The organism is Thiohalobacter sp. COW1, from assembly GCF_016629505.1.
In the GTDB taxonomy this organism is placed as follows: domain Bacteria; phylum Pseudomonadota; class Gammaproteobacteria; order Thiohalobacterales; family Thiohalobacteraceae; genus Thiohalobacter; species Thiohalobacter thiocyanaticus_A.
This window is the reverse complement of sequence record NZ_AP024239.1, coordinates 803,592-820,541: the sequence shown is the minus strand read 5'-3', so window position 1 is coordinate 820,541 and position 16,950 is coordinate 803,592. Positions and strand designations below refer to the sequence as shown.

The following is a 16,950-nucleotide window of genomic DNA, read 5'->3' as shown; positions in this document are numbered from 1 at the left end:
TCGGAGTCCGCCGGGGTCATTGCTCGAACACGACCGCATCCGGATCGGCGCCGAGCTCGCTCAGGGCCTGATTGACTGTCTCGGTGAAGCCCGGCGGACCGCAGACATAGAAGTTCTGCCCGAAGTCGCTGATCCGTGTCTGCAGCAGCGCCTTGTCGATGCGCTGGTCGGCATAGCCCGGCGCACTTTCCTGGGTGCAGGTGAACCATCCATGCTCGCCGAAATAGTGCCGCAGTTCGCGTTCGCAGATCACATCCGCCGGCGTCTTGTTGGAGAACAGCAACTGACTCCGACCGAGTTCACCGCGTGCAGCCAGGTCGCGCAGAATCGCGAGAAAAGGCGTGATGCCGGCACCGGCGGCGATGAACACCCCCGGGCCCTTGTAGCGGATGGTACCGAAGGACCCGGACAGCAGCAGTCGGCTGCCGGGTTTGATGTCGCGCAGATGCTGTGTCATGCCCTGATGGTCGGGATAACTCTTGATGGTGAATTCCAGCACCCGGTCATCCTTGATAGCGGTCGGGGTGAAGGGGCGCCCCTCCTCCCGCCAGTCGGGTTCATCGACGGCCAACTCCACCCCCTGACCCGGCGCGTACTCGAGCCCCTCGGGCCATTCCACGATGTAGCGTTTCACATCATGCGTAACGAACCCGGTCATGAGCAGTGTGGTGGAGTAATCCATCGCTGCGGCTCCTGTAGCTGTCGCTGGCCTTACCCATACTAGGAACTCTAGCCCGGATTGGACAAGCCGCAAGTTTTCAACTTGCGGTATAAATTGGGAAAACAGCAGGTTATGGCGGGAAATTGCCAAGCCGTTTCCTGCCTTCTCCTCAGGGTTGTGGTGCGGCCGGGCCGATTGCCTGAGTTTATGAGATTCCCGGCAAGGTCATAAACAGATATTTTTTGTCCTGCTCCGGCACGCCAACTATGGTTCAGGGATTGAATCACGCAGTCGAGACCACACTGCATCAGCCAAGGAGATGTCTCAATGAACACTGCCTCTCTACGCGAAACCGCCCGCGCCATGGTTGTACCCGGCAAGGGGATCCTGGCCATGGACGAGAGCACCCCTACCTGCGGCAAACGCCTGGAGGCCGTGGGCGTCGAGAACACGGAGGAGAACCGCATCGCCTACCGCAGCCTGTTACTGGGCACACCGGGACTCGGCGACTACATCAGCGGTGCCATCCTCTATGACGAGACCCTGCGCCAGCAGAGCACCGAGGGTGTGAGTTTCCCGCAACTGCTGCAGCAGCAGGGCATCATGCCCGGTATCAAGGTCGACACCGGGGCGAAGGAACTGGCCCTGCATGCCGGTGAGAAGGTCACCGAGGGGCTGGACGGCCTGCGCGAACGGCTGGAGGAATACCGGGGCTTCGGCGCGCGCTTCTGCAAATGGCGTGCAGTGATCACCATCGGCGAGTTCAAGCCCAGCATCGCCTGCCTGCAGGCCAACGCCCATGCCCTGGCCCGCTACGCCGCCCTGTGCCAGGAGGCCGGGCTGGTACCGATCATCGAGCCCGAGGTGCTGATCAACGGCGCGCATACCATCGAGACCAGCTACGATGTCACGGTCGAGACCCAGCGTCGCGTGTTCGATCAACTCTATCGCCAGGACGTGGACTTCGCCGGCATGGTGCTCAAGCCCAGCATGGTGATCTCCGGCACCGACTGCCCACAGCGCGCCCCGGTGGAGGAAGTCGCCGAACAGACCCTGCGCTGTCTGCAGCAGACCGTGCCCGCGGCTGTGCCCGGCATCGCCTTTCTGTCCGGCGGCCAGGGCGACGAAGAGGCCACCCGCCATCTCAATGCCATGAACCTGCTGGCACGCGAACGTGCCCTGCCCTGGCGACTGACGTTTTCCTTTGCACGCGCCCTGCAGAATCCGGCATTGAAGATCTGGCAGGGCGACCCGGCCAATCTCGACCCGGCGCGCAAGGCACTGCTGGCCCGGGCCAGGCTGAATGCGCTGGCAAGCAGCGGCGAGTACAACGAGGCACTGGAGCAGCAGGTGGCGGCCTGATCAATCAGCCACAAACCGCTCCTTTGCGAAAAAAACCCGCCTCACCGGCGGGTTCGTTCATCGGATCATCGATGGCAGATCAATCGTATACCGGGATCAGTGCATAGCCGTTGTTCTGGTAGCCCATCAGGCTGATGAAGCCGCTGCGTACCGGCTCAATGCCCGGCAGCAGGGTGTCGTTGTCCACGTTGAAGGCGGCAGTCGCACCATTGCAGGCCTCCATACGCACCCCCATCTCCTGCAGTCTGGTGATGCGCTTGGCGATGCTCTCCAACGCCGGGCCATAGTCCGCCTGCGTCTCCAATGTCGGCTCGGTGTTGATGAACTTCACCGAATGGGAGATGAAAACCATCACCAGGTCCGACTCCACACCTTCCTTGTCGAGATTGTCGATGTTGGTGATGATGGCCCCGAGATAGAAATCCAGCGCGTTCGCACTCGATTTCCGCACATCGTAGACAGCCCTGACCTGCTCGAGATCGCCGATTGCCGTGCGGTTGTCCAGTTCTGCCCCGGCCATGGAGACGACCGGAAGCAGGCCACCGATGAACAGGAGAATGGTCATGAACAGGCCGTCGCGCATCGGTTGGATCATTGCCTGGCTCCTTGTTGACTGTGGACGATAGGCGAGTGATTTTGAACTGGTGCCCGGGGCCGGACTTGAACCGGCACGGGGTTGCCCCCGAGGGATTTTAAGTCCCTTGCGTCTACCAATTTCGCCACCCGGGCCGGGCATGACGTCTGGCATTGTACAGATAATCAGATGATGCAGAAGGAAGGAAAATTGGAGGCTGGGCCCGGAGTCGAACCGAGGTACACGGATTTGCAGTCCGCTGCATAGCCACTCTGCCACCCAGCCAGGGTGTGGTACGTCTGAAAGTGAAAAAACCCCGGCCGCCTGGACCACGACCGGGGTTTCCCCGATGGAATTTGGAGCGGGAAACGAGATTCGAACTCGCGACCCCAACCTTGGCAAGGTTGTGCTCTACCAACTGAGCTATTCCCGCCCGAGAAGGTGCGTATTCTATCCTATCGCGCCCGGCTGTCAAGCCGCTAAGGAGTTGAATTCAGGACTAAGTATCCATATCGGATTTTACCAGCAGCGGCCAGGCCGCACGCAGGTAGAGAATCATCGACCACAGGGTCAGGATAGCGGCGATATAGAGGCAGATCATGCCGACGATGGCCGTGGGAAAACCGGCGATCGGCTCGCGATAGAGCAGCAGCAGCAGGGCGATCATCTGGGCCGTGGTCTTGATCTTGCCGATCACCGAGACGGCCACCCGGGCCCGCTCGCCGATCTCGGCCATCCATTCGCGCAGCGCGGAGATGGTGATCTCCCGGCCGATGATCACGGCGGCGGGGATGGCCATGAGCACGCCCGGCATCCCCGTCACCGGCACCCGCTCGATCAGCAGTACCAGGGCCGTGGCCACCATCAGCTTGTCCGCCACCGGATCCAGAAATGCGCCGAAGGCCGAGGTCTCCTCCCAGCGCCGGGCCAGGTAGCCGTCCAGCCAGTCGGTCAGGGCGGCGATGCCGAAAATGGCAGTGACCGCCACATGCGCCCAGCCGAACGGGAGATAGAACACCAGCACGAAGACCGGGATCAGGGCCAGGCGCAGCAGGGTGAGAAGATTTGGCAGGTTATAATTCATAAATATCAATATAATATTGTCATTTATTCAACCAGATTCACAGGATAATCGGCAGCGGGATCAGCCAGCCCCCTCACCCCTGCCCCTCTCCCCATTGGGGAGAGGGGGAAAGGGTACCCCATGTCGAAGCCTCAGTCCTCGCCGCCGTGAAAGGCGGCGTAGATCTGCCGGGCCAGTTCGCGGCTGATCCCCTTGACCCGGGCCAGGTCCTCGACCCCGGCACGCTCCACCTCGCGCAGCCCGCCGAACTGGCGCAGCAACTGCTGCCGCCGCTTGGGTCCCACACCGGGAATCCCCTCCAGCGGCGAGCTGGTGCGAGCCTTGCCCCGGCGGTGGCGGTGGCCGGTGATGGCGAAGCGATGAGCCTCGTCGCGCACCTGCTGGATCAGGTGAAAGGCGCGCGAGTCCGCCGGCGGGTGCAACTCGCCCCGGCCCGGGACGATCAGGGTCTCATGTCCCGGCCGGCGTTCCGGCCCCTTGGCCACGCCGACGATCAGCACGCCCTGCACCTGCAACTCCTCCAGCACCTTCACCGCCATGCCGACCTGGCCCTTGCCGCCGTCGATGAGCAGGATGTCGGGCAATTTGCCCTCCCCCTCCTGCAGCCGCAGATAGCGTCGCTGCAGGGCCTGGGCCATGGCGGCGTAGTCGTCGCCGGGCTCGATGCCCTCGATATTGAAGCGCCGGTAGTCGGATTTGAGCGGCCCCTCGGCGTTGAACACCACGCAGGAGGCCACGGTGGCCTCGCCACGGGTATGGCTGATATCGAAGCATTCGATGCGTTCCGGCGGCTCCTCCAGGTTGAGCAGCTGCTGCAGATCCTCCATGCGCTGCTGCATGCCGCTGCGGCTGGCCAGCCGCGCCTGCAGGGCGTGCTCGGCATTGCGCTCGGCCATGGCCAGCCAGCGGGCGCGCTCGCCGCGCACCCGGTGGCGCAGCTCGACCCGGTGGCCGGCGCGCTCGGCCAGCACGGTCTCGATGAGTTCACGATCTTCCGGTTCGGCGTTGAGCAGAATGGTCTGCGGGACCTCGTGTTCGAGGTAGTACTGCACCAGGAAGGCGTGCAGCACCTCGTCCAGGCCGGCCTGGTCGGGCGCGCGCGGGAAGAACACCTTGTTGCCCAGGTTGCGCCCGGCGCGGATGTAGAACACCTGCACGCACACCAGCCCGCCCTGTTGCACCGCGGCGACGATGTCCAGATCGCCGCGCTCGCCGCTGACGTACTGGCGCTCCTGCACCCGGCGCAGGCTGGCGATCTGGTCGCGATAGCGCGCCGCCTGCTCGTATTCCAGCGCCTCTGCCGCCGCCTCCATGCGCTGGGCCAGTTCGTCGATGAGTTCGGTGTTCTTCCCCTCCAGGAAACGGATGGTCAGATCAACGTCCTCGGCATAGTCCCCAGGGCTGATATAGCCCACGCAGGGGGCGGTGCAACGCTTGATCTGGTACTGCAGGCAGGGCCGGGTACGGTTGGCGAAGAAGCTGTCCTCGCACTGGCGCACCCGGAACACCTTCTGCAGCAGATGCAGGCTCTCGCGCACCGCCGAGGCATTCGGATAGGGGCCGAAGTAGCGGCCTTTGCCGCGCTTTGCGCCGCGATGCACCGTGATGCGCGGATAGTCCTGATCGGTGGAGATGTAGATATAAGGATAGCTCTTGTCGTCGCGCAGCAGCACGTTGTAGCGCGGCTGGTGCGCCTTGATCAGGGTGTGTTCGAGGATCAGGGCCTCGCTTTCGGTATGAGTGACGGTGACCTCGATATCCGCCATCTGTCCCATCAGGGCAACGGTCTTGATCGGCAGGCCCGACTTGCGGAAATAACTGGCCAGGCGGCGCTTGAGGTTGCGTGCCTTGCCGACATACAGCACCTCGCCGTTCGCATCCAGCATGCGGTACACACCCGGCCGCGGTGTGAGGGTGCGCAGAAAGCCCTGCGCATCAAATGGACGGCTGGCGCGGGTTTCGTTCATCCGCAATCAGGCGGGCAACAGGCCACGGGCGCGGGCGACCACGGCCTGGAACATGGATTCGGTCAGGCGCCGGGTCTGGGTGTTGTAACGACTGCAGTGGTAGGAGTCCAGCAGCCAGCGGCCGTCATCCAGTCGGTGTTCCGCGGCATGGGCGAAACGATAGGCACTGAGCTTGCAGCCGAGCGCACGCAGTACCGCATCGTGGGCGATCCTGCCCAGCGCCAGTACCACAGCCCCGGCCGGCAGATCCTTGAGTTCGGCCGCAAGATAGCCGTTGCAGGCGCGGATCTCCGTGGTCTGGGGTTTGTTCTGCGGCGGCAGGCACTTGACCGCGTTGGTGATGCGGCAGTCACGCAGTTGCAGACCGTCGTCGCGGGCACGCGACTCCGGCGCGCTGGCAAAGCCCAGGTCGTAGAGGGTCCGGTAGAGCAGAATGCCGGCGTAGTCACCGGTGAAGGGGCGCCCGGTGGCATTGGCGCCGTGCATGCCCGGCGCCAGACCGACGATCAACAGGCGTGCGGCCGCGTCGCCAAAGGGGGCAACCGGGGCGGCGTGATAATCGGGATGCTCGGCCTTCACGCCGTCGAGGAACTGCGCCAGCCGCGGGCAGGCCCGGCAGCCGCTGTCGAAATGGGTCTGGGTCGTCATGCAAGCGGGTAATCTGCGGAAGCTGGGAACAGCCGCATTATCCCAGAAAACCGACCGGACGTCAGACCGCGTGCCGGCTCAGAGCCTGGGTCGGGTGCCGGCCGATTCGATCTCGATCACCCCGTGGCTGACCGCCAGGCGCATCAGTTCGATGTCGTTGTCCACGCCGAGCTTCTCGTAGAGCCGGTAGCGATAGGTATTGACCGTCTTCGGACTCAGGCACAGGCGATCGGAGATCTCCTGGATGCCGCGCCCCTGGGTGACCATCATCATCACCTGGATCTCACGCTGGGACAGCTTCTCGAATGGCGAGCGCCCGCCGTTGTTGAGCTTGGACAGCGCGATCTGCTGGGCCACCTCGGCGCACAGATAGCGCTCACCCTGCATCACGCTCAGGATTGCCTGGGTGATCTCCTCGACCGCGCATGACTTGGTGAGATAGCCCAGCGCGCCGGCCTCGAGCATGCGCGATGGGAAGGGTTCGTCGGTATGCACCGTGACCACGATCACGCGGATCTCCGGGTGGATCTGGATCAGCTTGCGCAGGGTTTCCAGCCCGCCGATGCCGGGCATGTTTACATCCAGGATGACCATATCGGGGCGCGCATCGCGAACCACCTCGATCGCCTCCTCCCCGGTGCTTGCCTCCCCGATCACCCGTACATTGGGATCATCCTCGAGGATACGGCGTATCCCTGCCCGCACCAGGTCATGATCATCCACCAGCAACAACGAAATCATATCCTCCTCCCTGTGATTGATTGTTGTTCTGCCAGGTTCGTCATTCATGAATGTACAATACTGATTATGCGCATTTAATACCAGCATGCAATGTCGGTTGGACAACTGTTGTTGCAACTGCTTGACACCCTGCAGCCAATGGCCGATCCGCTTGCCGATCAAACACCTGCAGTCAACGGCAGGTGCATCACGGCAGGCACTGTTGCAAGGTCATTACACCTCCAGCTCGTCGCCGCTTCTTACCTCACCTCGCAGCCCTCTCCCAATATCAGAAAAAACAGTCAGTTGCATGGATTCAGCCGCCATGGCACAGGCCTTGCTCTTGCGTCCGCGTACAACTCTCAACAGCAAAGGAGCAGGACATGAAAAACCTATTCAGACCGGCACTGGTGACGGCCTCTGCCGCAGCCCTGGTGTTGAGTTACGCAGCCGGGGTGCAGGCGAACCCCAAGAACAAGTTCGGCAACGACAACGACGCCCATGTGACGTCGACCGCGACCGCCACTGCCAACGGCGGCGACGGCGGCTACGTCTATGGCGGTGACGGCGGTGAAGGCGGAGATGCCACTGCCGATTCCGCCACCGGCGGCGCAGGCGGTGCCGGCGGCGCGGCCGATACGGCCGGCGCCGGCGGGATGGGCGGTACTGCCACGGCCAACAGCGAATCCTTCAATTCCGACATCGAGGTGATCTCCTATCAGACCATGACCTCCACTGTCACCGGCGCTCCGATCCGGATTCTGGGCGGCACCGGCGGCCATGGCGGCGACGGCAGCGACGGCGCACTGGGTGTCGGCGCCTCAGTCGGCCTGGCCGGCGGCGGCGGCGACGGTGACGACGGCGGCGACGGCGGCCTCGGCGTCGGCGCCTCGGTCGGTCTTGCCGGAAGTGCGGCTGACGGCGGCGACGGTGACGATGGCGGCGACGGCGGCTACGGCGGCAGCGGTCATGCCGACTCCACGGCCAGCACCGGTTCCAGCTATGCCGGCAGCAACAGCGCCGACGGCGGCGATGCCAGCAGTGGCGAGGGCGGCGAAGGCACTGCCACCAACACCGCCGGCAATGGCGGCACCTCCGGCGGCAACAGTGCCAGCGGCGGCACTGCCACAGCCGGCAATGCCAGCGGGGCCGGCGGCGGCGGCGGGGCCGGCGGGGCCGGCGGCAGCGGCGGTGACGGCGGCACCGGCGGCAGCGCCACGGCCGGCGCGGCCACGGGCAGCGGCGGGGCCGGCGGGGCCGGCGGCAGCGGCGGTGACGGCGGCATGGCCACAGCCGGTGCAGCTACGGGTACCGGCGGCGCAGGCGGGGCCGGCGGCAACGGTGGCGAAGGCACCGGCGGCGCGCTGACCACAGGTTCAGTCGCGGTGAACACCGGCGCGGGCACCTTCGGCGGCATTGCCAATATCAACGTCTCCTCCGGCCTGTACAACTCCACCCTGGGCGGCGTCTCGGTGGCGGCTCACTCCGACGTAAGCATCGGCAACTGATACCAACAGGAGAATGATTATGTTGAACACACTCAAACCGATGTTGGTAACCGCCTCCGCCCTGGCCCTGGTCATGGCCTGGGGCGGCGCGCATGCCAATCCCAAAAACGTATTGTCCGAGAGCAGCAGCGCCTCGGCGGACTCGAGCGCGACAGCCACCGCCAATGGCGGCCAGGGCGGCGACGCGGTCGCGGGTAACGGCGGCGACGGCGGCAACGCCGATGCCGGCGAGGATGGCGAAACCAGCGCCACCGTCCAGGGCGGTGCCGGCGGCAACGGCGGCAACGCCAGCATGGCCGGCGTCGGCGGCGCAGGAGGCACGGCCGAGGCCTACAGCGAATCCTTCAACAACAGCGTGGAAGTGATTTCGTATCAGGTCATGAGTTCCGAAGTCACCGGAGCGCCCGTCCGTATCCTGGGCGGCACCGGCGGTGACGGCGGTCATGGCGACGCCGGCGGCGCCGGCGTGGGCATCTCGGCCGCGCTGGCCGGCGGCGGCGGTGACGGCGATGACGGCGGCGATGACGGCGGCGATGGCGGTGCCGGGGTCGGGGTATCCCTGGGGCTGTCGGCCAGCGGCGCCGAAGGCGGCGATGGCGACGACGGCGGTCATGCCGGTGACGGCGGCTACGGTGAAGGCTATTCCTCTGCCTCCAGCGCCGACGCCAGTTCCGGCGGCAACACCGCCGATGGCGGCAATGCCACCGACGGCAGCGAAAACACCGCCGGCGCCGGTGGTGATGCCGGCAGCAATACCGCCACCGGCAGTAATGCCACCTCGGCCGACGCCTCAGGTGCCGGTGGAGCCGGCGGCACCGGCGGGGCCGGTGGCAACGGCGGGGCCGGCGGGACCGGCGGCGGCGCCAGCGCCGGGGATGCCAGCGGGACCGGCGGGGCCGGCGGCGGCGGCGGCAACGGCGGCATTGGCGGTATGGCCACGGCCGGCGATGCGGCCGGGACCGGCGGCGCCGGTGGCAATGGCGGTGCCGGCGGTGCCGGTCACGGCGGTGCGCTGACCACCGGGGCCGTCAGCGTCGACACCGGCGCAGGCACCTTCGGCGGCATTGCCAACATCAATGTCTCCTCCGGCCTGTACAACTCCACCCTGGGCGGCGTTTCGGTGGCTGCCCACTCGGGTGTGAGCATCGGCAACGGGCCCTGAGGCATAAGGTCCGCTTCGGGTCTGCGCGGGGACGGCAGATCGTCCCCGCGCACCTGCACGCCAACCGCACGGGATGAGAGGGACACGCCCATGTGCCACCCCAGTCGAGAATTCAAACTCAGCAGCGCACTGGTCATGCTGCCGGTCTGGACCATCCTCGTCTTCGCCAGCCAGTCTGTCCACGCCGATGATGCGGCCACACCGGGACCCGACCAGTTCGCACAGCTTGCCCCGCTGGACAGCGCGGGGCTGGATGCACTGCGCGGACGCGACGGCGACAGTCATATCTCGCTCACCAGCAACCAGGACCTCAAGGCCACCGTCAACGGCAGCCTGATCGAGGCCGGCACCATGACCAGCGGCTCGGTTACCATCGCCGAGCGGGCCCTGGACAACTTCGGCGGCATCGGCCTGTTCAATATCGTCACCGGCAGCAACAATGCCGTGGATGCTGCCATCGGCGTGAACTTCAACCTGCAGTGACAGGCATGCGTCTCCATCCCTGCCCTGCTCTGCTGCTGGCACTGTCTGCCGCCCTGGTCGCGCCCGGCAGCGCCGCGGGCCAGCTGCGCCTGCATGCCTTTCCCGGCGCCTTTTCCCTGCCGGTGGAAAGCCAGATCGAAGCACGCTGGCAGACGGTGGTCAGGCAACAATACGATTTCAGCTGCGGCTCGGCCGCCGTGGCCACCCTGCTCACGTATCACTACACCTCGCCGGCAGGTGAGGATCAGGTGTTCCAGGAGATGTATGCGGCCGGCGACCAGGCCAAGATCCGCACCGAGGGCTTTTCCATGCTGGATATGAAACGCTACCTGGACCGCCGCGGCCTGCAGACCGATGGCTTTCGCATGGACCTGGACAAACTGGCTGCACTGGGCGTGCCGGGGATCGTACTGGTCAATACCCGCGGCTATCGCCACTTCGTGGTGGTACGGGGGGTGCAGTCCGGCCGGGTGCTGCTGGCCGACCCGGCCGCGGGCAACGTCGCCATTTCGCGTTCTGAATTCGAGCGGATCTGGAACGGGGTGGTGCTGGCCGCGCGCGGCCGTCTGGACATCGCCCGGACCCATTTCAACCTGGAACGCGACTGGCGCGACTGGCCGCGGGCCCCCATCCATGCCCCGACACGCCAGGCGGGCATGAGCCCGTTGCTTCTCAACCTGCCCGGCCGGCTCGAACTGGGCCGCTGACAGGCGCGATCGACATGTTCAATCCCACCCCGGCCACATACCGCAGTCTGCACAGCACCGCCCTCCTGCTGGCCCTCACGCTTGCCGCAGGCACGAGTCATGCGCATGACCCTTTCCCCGACCAGGTTCTCGCGGCTGCCGACCTGGCTGCACTGCGCGGCGGTTTCTCCCTGCGCGGCCTGGAGATGGAATTCGGCGCCTCCCTGCGCAGTTTCCAGGACGGACGCCTGCTCATGGAAACCCTGGTCAATGTCACGGACCGCGGCACGCGCACCACCACGACCATTCCGCGGGCACTCGACACCCTGTCCCCCGGGCCGGACACGGCAGCGCGGACCGGCAGCCGCCCACCGGCGGCAGACCGCGGCATCGAGCTCAACGGCCTGGGCAATGCCGGGCGTGTTGTGGTGAACGATGCCCGCGGCGTGACCGCCTCCATCCATGAGGTGACCCGCCAGCGCATCCTCGGCGTCCTGGTCGGCCGTGCCACCGATACGGCCCTGCGCCAGGAGGCGCAGGTGGACGTCACCATCCGCAACTTCAGCCAGTTCCAGCAGACGGTTCGTCAGGCCATCCTCAATAACCACCTGGGACGCAGTTCCGCGCCCCTGCAATAAGGACTGTTCAGCCCGTTTGGGGTCAGAAGGTATAGGGCAGGCGCAGGGTCATGACCACATCCGGGGCATCGGCGGTCACACCCAGTTCCAGGTTGAGGTTCACCGCGGCGCGTTCGGTCAGCTGGAAACCGTAGCCGAGGAGCATGGCGCCGACGTCCAGACTGGAGGTCGACAGCTTCACGCCGTTGATCTCCGTGTCGGTCTCCTGGATGAAGTCATGCTTGTAGCCGAGGGTGAAAGAGGCCCGCGGATTGATGGCATAGCCCATGCCGAAGCTCAGGCGCACCGCATCGCCGGGGTCGACCTTGCCGATGGTCTGCTGGCCGAAGGTCTTGTTCACATCGTCCTCGATATGCCAGAGATAACCCAGGTTGGCGAAGAACACGGCGGGATCGGAGGGATACAGCAGGGTCAGACTCGGTTCCAGGGCATGAAAACCCGAGCCTGTTGCCAGTTCGGTCTCGATGCCGTCGCCGTTGCGGTTGACATCGAACGGTCCCCGGCCGGTCACGGACTTGTAGCGCAGGTTGCCGACATAGTACATATTGCCCGGCCAGCGCCAGTCTAACTGGTAGTGCAGCGCAAGCTCCAGATCACCGATACTGTCACCGTCCAGGGTGCGGCTGAAGGCCTCGCCCTCCACATCCGGGATGGTCGCCACCCGCCGGTCCTTGCGATAGACATAGGGCAGCTTCGCCTCCAGTTCCAGCCGGTCGGTCAGACCATAACGGCCGGTCAGGGAAACGGCCAGGTAATCCCGGTCCACGTCCACCGCTTCCAGCAGCCCGATCTGGAAGGCCTCCAGGATTTCCACCCCGATGAAGGTCAGACGGTTGATCTGGGAATTGGAGAACTGCAGCCCCGGCTCCAGGATCAGCTGACCCCGGGGTGTGAGGACACCGCCCAGCTCGGGGATGGCGCGCACCTCGGGCGGCTCCGACGTGCTCGCCGGCGGTGCCGTCCCGACCGGTTGCGCAGGCGGCGCAGAGGCTGCCTGCACCGCCGGGGCCGCCGCGGCGGGTCCGGCGCCACGCCGGTCCTCGAGTGCGGTCGCGGGCAGGGCCTGCCGGTTCAGGCTGTCGAGTGCCCGGCGCTGCTGCTGCAGACGCCGCTCCTGCGCAGCGATGGTGGCTGCCTGGCGCTCCAGCTGGCGTTGCTGCTGGTCCAGCAGCCGTTCCATGCGTTCCAGCCGCTGCGCCAGGGAGTCCGCCTCGTCAGCGAACCCGGACATGGCCAGGACCAGGCCCAGCGCCAGGAGACTCAACCGCGCCCCGTACTGCATGACCAGCCTCCCGGTTCGAGTGACGCCTCGCCATTGATGCGCAGTTCCCTGATCCCCTCTGCGGGCGGCGGCTCCCGAGGCTGCCCGATCGCGATCCGGTGCTTGTCCAGCAACCGGTACAGGGTGACGCGGGAAATCCCCAGGGAGCGTGCCGCCTCGGAGAGATTGTTGCGTGCCAGACGCAGACTGGTGCGGATCGCCCGGCTCTCGGCTTCGGCCCGCACCTGCTGCAGGGAAGGCACCATCCGGCGGCCGTTGCGCCGATCCAGCCCCAGGTCGGCGGGTGTGATCAACCTGCCCTCGGCCATCACGATCGCCCGCCGCACCCGGTTGATCAGTTCCCGCACATTGCCGGGCCAGTCGTGGCGCAGCAGGCACTGCAGGGCCTGCTCGCTGAACCCCTTGACCTGCACTCCGCGTTCCCGGCCGAAGCGCTCGAACTGCTGCCAGGCCAGGGCCTCGATATCCTCGGTCCGCTCCCGCAGCGGCGGTACCTGCAACCGCAGCACATTCAGCCGGTAGTACAGGTCTTCGCGAAACCGCCCCTGATCCACGGCCAGTTCCAGGTCCTGGTGGGTGGCGGCAATGACGCGCGCATCGATGCGCACCGGCTGGGTGCCGCCAACCCGGTCCACCGTGCCTTCCTGCAGGAAGCGCAGCAGACTGGTCTGCTGCTCCAGCGGCAGGTCGCCGATTTCGTCCAGGAACAGGGTCCCGCCCGCTGCCGACTCGATGCGCCCGATCTTGCGCCGGACGGCCCCGGTAAAGGCCCCCTTCTCATGCCCGAACAGTTCCGACTGCACCAGGCTGGCCGGAAGAGCGGCACAATTGACCGCCACCAGCGGTCCGCTGGCGCGCAGGGAGCGGCGATGGATCGCAAGTGCCGTAAGTTCCTTGCCGGAACCGGATTCGCCGGTAATCAGGACCGGCGCCTCGACCTGCCCGATCTTGTCGAGTTGCCGGAACAGCTGCCGCATGCACGCGCTGTTGCCGACCATGCCGCCTGCGGTGACCGCATCGCCTGCAGCCGCCGCATGCGCGCTGGCACGGATGGCAGCCACGCCGGCGGCGTGCCCCAGGCTGTCCAGCAGGCGTCTGGAATCGACCGGGAAGGTATGAAAATCGAAGACGCCATCGGCCAGCAGCCGGGACAGGGCATCGGAGCGGACATCCTCCGGTTGAACCAGCGCCAGCCACTGGGTCTGTGTCTGGCTGTCGAGCAGCAACTGCTCGAAGTCCCGACAAGCGCGGGATTCGCTGGCATTGAGCCACGCCAGGCCCACCGGGCAGTGGCGGCTGGCGAGGCGCTGACGGGCTTCGTCCAGACTGCCGGCCAGCGAGATCCGCCAGCCGGCCTGTCCGAGTTGAAGGGCCAGATCCGTCCCGACGCGAACCGGATCCCAGAACAGCAGATTACGGGGTTCACTGGCCACGCGTCACCTCCTTGATGACAGGACCGTCGAAGCACACGTACGCCGTGAGACTGTCTGCAGGATTGACAGACGCCACCCCCTGCATGACTGGCCGCCATGCGCGCTGGCCCGCTGAACTGCGGGCATGGGGTATCTTCTGCTGTCCGGGGCTGGGATCGTCCCGGGCCAGGGCACGGCGGCTACACCTCCCTGCCGTCTGACGGAGAATCAGCTCCTGGCTGATACGCCTTGGGAAGCATAGACAGGACTGTTGAACTGTCAAGCGGCAGCGCGTTTCAACAGCCGCCGCCGGGCATGTACGCCAAAGCCTACAAACAGTCCAGGTCAACCGTGGCGCTGGGATGCCTTTCCTAACATGATTTGTAAAATGAGCGGCCGAACCGGAAGGTTCACTGCGCTCCGGAAGGATCGAAGAACTCGATTTTCATTTCATTCATGAAGGGACGATCAAAGACCAGATCCAGGTGCATGCCGGCAGGCTTGTGCTCTGCCTTGATCTGCTGCAATTCCGGGATCCGTTCGGCCAGATAGGCGCAGGTGGCAGCGGCCATGGGTTCGTTGCCGTCCTCGACCGCCTGGATCAGTTGCAGCGCCACGAACTGGGCCCGCTGCAGTGAGTTCGGTGAGTCCTGGCGGCCGGCAGGAAGCTGGATGCCCTGATCCATCTTCAGATCCATGCGATCCAGCGCCAGCTGTTGCTTGTGCGGCAGGGGTTTGGTGCGGTCATATTCGAGTTGTGACAGACCGTCGATCACCACGACCATTTTTTCAGCCATAGGAAGACCAGGAAACGATGGATGCTGAAATTGGCGGAGGGGGTGTCGGCCTCTCCGGTGTCTCAGTGTGTCGCAATATATCGCATTCATCCCTATATTTACAGCGTTTCGTGAAATTCCCTTGTCTCGCGCCGCCTCACGCCGTAATATCAAATTGCATATTTTTTGAGGGGTAGCCTGTGGGACACCCGAAATCGGCCCCTACCGGGTAGGTGGTGGGATAGGAGACGCCAGCATGCCGAGAAAAGCCCGAGAGCTGTCTGCCATTCAGGTCAAGCAACTGACCCGCCCTGGCCTGCGTCCCGTCGGTGGCGTGGCTGGTCTGTGTCTACAGATCACACCATCAGGGGCACGCAGTTGGGTCCTGCGGGCAACGGTCGGCAGCAAGCGCCGTGACATCGGCCTGGGGGGCTATCCTGATGTCCCTCTGGCCCAAGCCCGCGAGAAGGCCCGAGAGATGCGCGAGCAGATCCGGGAGGGCGTTGACCCGGTATTGCAGCGCAAGGCTGCCAGGGATGCCCTGATAGCCGCACAGGCCAAGGTCATCACCTTCGATGAAGCCGCCCGGCGATTCATCAAGGCCAAGGCCCAGGAGTTCCGCAACCCCAAGCATACCGCCCAATGGGAGACCACCCTGCAGGCCTACGCCAGCCCCGTGATAGGCCGCCTCCCCGTCGATGCCGTCACCCTGCCCCATATCGTGCAGATACTTGAGCCGATATGGACGGAGAAAACCGAGACGGCCACCCGGCTGCGGGGGCGCATTGAGTCGGTCCTGTCATGGGCGACCGTCTCCGGGTTCCGGTCGGGAGACAACCCCGCCCGCTGGCGCGGCAATCTGGACGCAGTTCTGCCCAAGCCCGGCAAGCTGAAAAACGTTCAGCACTTCCGCGCCCTGCCTTGGGCCGAGGCCCCCGCCTTCATGGCCGCCCTGCGGGAACGTGAGGGGGTCGGTTCTCGGGCGCTGGAGTTCCTGATACTCACCGCCGGCCGCTCTGGAGAGGTCCGCGGGGCGACCTGGGAGGAAATCGACCTGGAGGCCCGGACGTGGACCGTACCGGCCGAACGGATGAAGGCGCAGCGCGAGCATGTGGTGCCGCTCTGTCCCGATGCCGTGAAGCTGCTGAAGGCCCTGCCCGTGCATGAGGATTGCCCCTATGTGTTCCCCTCCCCCCGTGGCAAGCAGCTCAGTGACGCCACCCTGTCCAAGGTCATGAAGCTGATGGGCGTGGAAGGCACCCCGCACGGGTTCCGCTCTACCTTCCGCGACTGGTGCGCCGAGCATACGAACTACCCGCGAGAGGTCGCAGAGAAGGCCCTGGCGCACACCATTTCCGATGCTGTCGAAGCGGCCTATCGGCGCGGCAACCTGATGAAGAAACGCACCCGGCTGATGGCTGAATGGTGCAGGTTCCTTAACAAGCCCGCCGTTACTGGTGAGGTACGGCCGATCCGGGAGGCGAAAGCATGAAAAAACAGAAAACAAAAGCTGAGCTAATCGAGGAAAACGAAAAGCTGCGTCAGCGAGTTGATGAGCTTTATGAGTCATGGCAGCACGCCAAGGGGCAGGCGCAATATTTCGCGCAGCTCTATCGTGAGGCGGACCAAGAATCTCAGGAAGTCCAGCAAATACATGATAGGGACACCACGCAGCACGTCGGCCGCATCAACAGCTATCTGGGTGAACTGGTTCGGCGCAATAAGGGCGTTGACAGAATCAACAAAGATACCGAGCAAAAGCGTGAGCGTGCCCGGGCGCTCTATACCGGCTACCGCGGCCGGAAACTCAATAAACAGAATGCCCGAGATCTGACAAACGACAAGCTTCAGGCAGAGTTTGGGGAAGGATACGACGACGACCACATGCGAAAAAAACTGTTCAAAGACCTCGACTAACCTAACCTGGGCATCATCTGTCGCCCTCTGGGCATCAACTGTTACCCTGCCTCTACGCTGTATCGCATGC

At 65.0% G+C, this 16,950-nt stretch carries 17 protein-coding genes and 3 tRNA genes; 8 read left to right on the top strand and 12 right to left on the bottom strand.

The features are described from left to right. Positions 1-16 precede the first annotated feature (16 nt). Positions 17-682: an FAD-binding oxidoreductase gene (locus tag COW1_RS03835; RefSeq protein ID WP_201345477.1), complete on the bottom strand. Its 666-nt coding sequence runs from the start codon at positions 680-682 to the stop codon at positions 17-19. 306 nt (positions 683-988) lie between these two features. On the opposite strand from COW1_RS03835, the gene COW1_RS03830 reads away from it, so the two are divergent. Continuing rightward, complete coding sequence (locus COW1_RS03830; protein ID WP_201345476.1) at positions 989-2,023, top strand: class I fructose-bisphosphate aldolase; 1,035 nt, start codon at positions 989-991, stop codon at positions 2,021-2,023. Positions 2,024-2,102: 79 nt separating this feature from the next. Here COW1_RS03830 and COW1_RS03825 read toward each other — a convergent pair whose 3' ends face one another. The 8 genes from COW1_RS03825 to uvrY form a co-directional block, all read right to left on the bottom strand. Beyond that, entirely contained in the window at positions 2,103-2,618 is a 516-nt protein-coding gene (locus COW1_RS03825; RefSeq protein ID WP_157745570.1) for a DsrE family protein, read from the bottom strand. A 47-nt stretch (positions 2,619-2,665) separates the two neighbouring features. Then, a tRNA-Leu gene (locus COW1_RS03820) sits at positions 2,666-2,752 on the bottom strand. 56 nt (positions 2,753-2,808) lie between these two features. After that, positions 2,809-2,882, bottom strand: a tRNA-Cys gene (locus tag COW1_RS03815). Between the two features lie 72 nt (positions 2,883-2,954). Then, a tRNA-Gly gene (locus COW1_RS03810) sits at positions 2,955-3,030 on the bottom strand. A 66-nt stretch (positions 3,031-3,096) separates the two neighbouring features. Continuing rightward, positions 3,097-3,681, bottom strand: coding sequence for a CDP-diacylglycerol--glycerol-3-phosphate 3-phosphatidyltransferase (gene pgsA / locus COW1_RS03805; protein WP_201345475.1), 585 nt, complete (start codon positions 3,679-3,681; stop codon positions 3,097-3,099). Positions 3,682-3,812: 131 nt separating this feature from the next. Then, a complete protein-coding gene (uvrC, locus tag COW1_RS03800) occupies positions 3,813-5,648 on the bottom strand; it encodes an excinuclease ABC subunit UvrC (protein ID WP_201345474.1) in 1,836 nt (611 codons plus the stop codon). A 6-nt stretch (positions 5,649-5,654) separates the two neighbouring features. Continuing rightward, on the bottom strand, positions 5,655-6,296 hold the full coding sequence (locus COW1_RS03795) for a uracil-DNA glycosylase (protein WP_201345473.1): 642 nt from the start codon (positions 6,294-6,296) through the stop codon (positions 5,655-5,657). 78 nt (positions 6,297-6,374) lie between these two features. Beyond that, positions 6,375-7,037 (bottom strand): UvrY/SirA/GacA family response regulator transcription factor, encoded by a 663-nt coding sequence (gene uvrY / locus COW1_RS03790; RefSeq protein WP_201345472.1) that lies wholly within the window; start codon positions 7,035-7,037, stop codon positions 6,375-6,377. 362 nt (positions 7,038-7,399) lie between these two features. On the opposite strand from uvrY, the gene COW1_RS03785 reads away from it, so the two are divergent. From COW1_RS03785 to COW1_RS03765, 5 genes are all read left to right on the top strand, one after another. After that, complete coding sequence (locus COW1_RS03785) at positions 7,400-8,524, top strand: hypothetical protein (RefSeq protein ID WP_201345471.1); 1,125 nt, start codon at positions 7,400-7,402, stop codon at positions 8,522-8,524. A 19-nt stretch (positions 8,525-8,543) separates the two neighbouring features. Further along, on the top strand, positions 8,544-9,686 hold the full coding sequence (locus COW1_RS03780) for a hypothetical protein (RefSeq protein ID WP_201346138.1): 1,143 nt from the start codon (positions 8,544-8,546) through the stop codon (positions 9,684-9,686). Between the two features lie 90 nt (positions 9,687-9,776). After that, on the top strand, positions 9,777-10,169 hold the full coding sequence (locus tag COW1_RS03775; protein ID WP_201345470.1) for a hypothetical protein: 393 nt from the start codon (positions 9,777-9,779) through the stop codon (positions 10,167-10,169). Positions 10,170-10,174: 5 nt separating this feature from the next. After that, positions 10,175-10,876 (top strand): C39 family peptidase, encoded by a 702-nt coding sequence (locus tag COW1_RS03770; RefSeq protein WP_201345469.1) that lies wholly within the window; start codon positions 10,175-10,177, stop codon positions 10,874-10,876. Positions 10,877-10,890: 14 nt separating this feature from the next. Then, the gene (locus tag COW1_RS03765; RefSeq protein ID WP_201345468.1) at positions 10,891-11,493 is read left to right on the top strand and encodes a hypothetical protein; all 603 of its coding nucleotides are present in this window, start codon (positions 10,891-10,893) and stop codon (positions 11,491-11,493) included. A 22-nt stretch (positions 11,494-11,515) separates the two neighbouring features. Here the strand turns inward: COW1_RS03765 and COW1_RS03760 are convergent, their stop codons facing one another. From COW1_RS03760 to COW1_RS03750, 3 genes are all read right to left on the bottom strand, one after another. After that, on the bottom strand, positions 11,516-12,775 hold the full coding sequence (locus tag COW1_RS03760; RefSeq protein ID WP_201345467.1) for a transporter: 1,260 nt from the start codon (positions 12,773-12,775) through the stop codon (positions 11,516-11,518). Further along, on the bottom strand, positions 12,754-14,208 hold the full coding sequence (locus COW1_RS03755) for a sigma-54 dependent transcriptional regulator (protein ID WP_201345466.1): 1,455 nt from the start codon (positions 14,206-14,208) through the stop codon (positions 12,754-12,756). The genes COW1_RS03760 and COW1_RS03755 overlap by 22 nt, the downstream gene beginning before the upstream one ends. 389 nt (positions 14,209-14,597) lie before the next feature. Continuing rightward, positions 14,598-14,984, bottom strand: a complete 387-nt coding sequence (locus COW1_RS03750) for a hypothetical protein (protein WP_201345465.1) — start codon at positions 14,982-14,984, stop codon at positions 14,598-14,600. A gap of 235 nt (positions 14,985-15,219) precedes the next feature. Here COW1_RS03750 and COW1_RS03745 point away from each other — a divergent pair, with 235 nt between their 5' ends. Next, positions 15,220-16,455 (top strand): site-specific integrase, encoded by a 1,236-nt coding sequence (locus COW1_RS03745; RefSeq protein ID WP_201345464.1) that lies wholly within the window; start codon positions 15,220-15,222, stop codon positions 16,453-16,455. Continuing rightward, a complete protein-coding gene (locus COW1_RS03740; protein ID WP_201345463.1) occupies positions 16,452-16,880 on the top strand; it encodes a hypothetical protein in 429 nt (142 codons plus the stop codon). Before COW1_RS03745 ends, COW1_RS03740 begins: the two co-directional genes overlap by 4 nt. Positions 16,881-16,950: the final 70 nt, after the last annotated feature.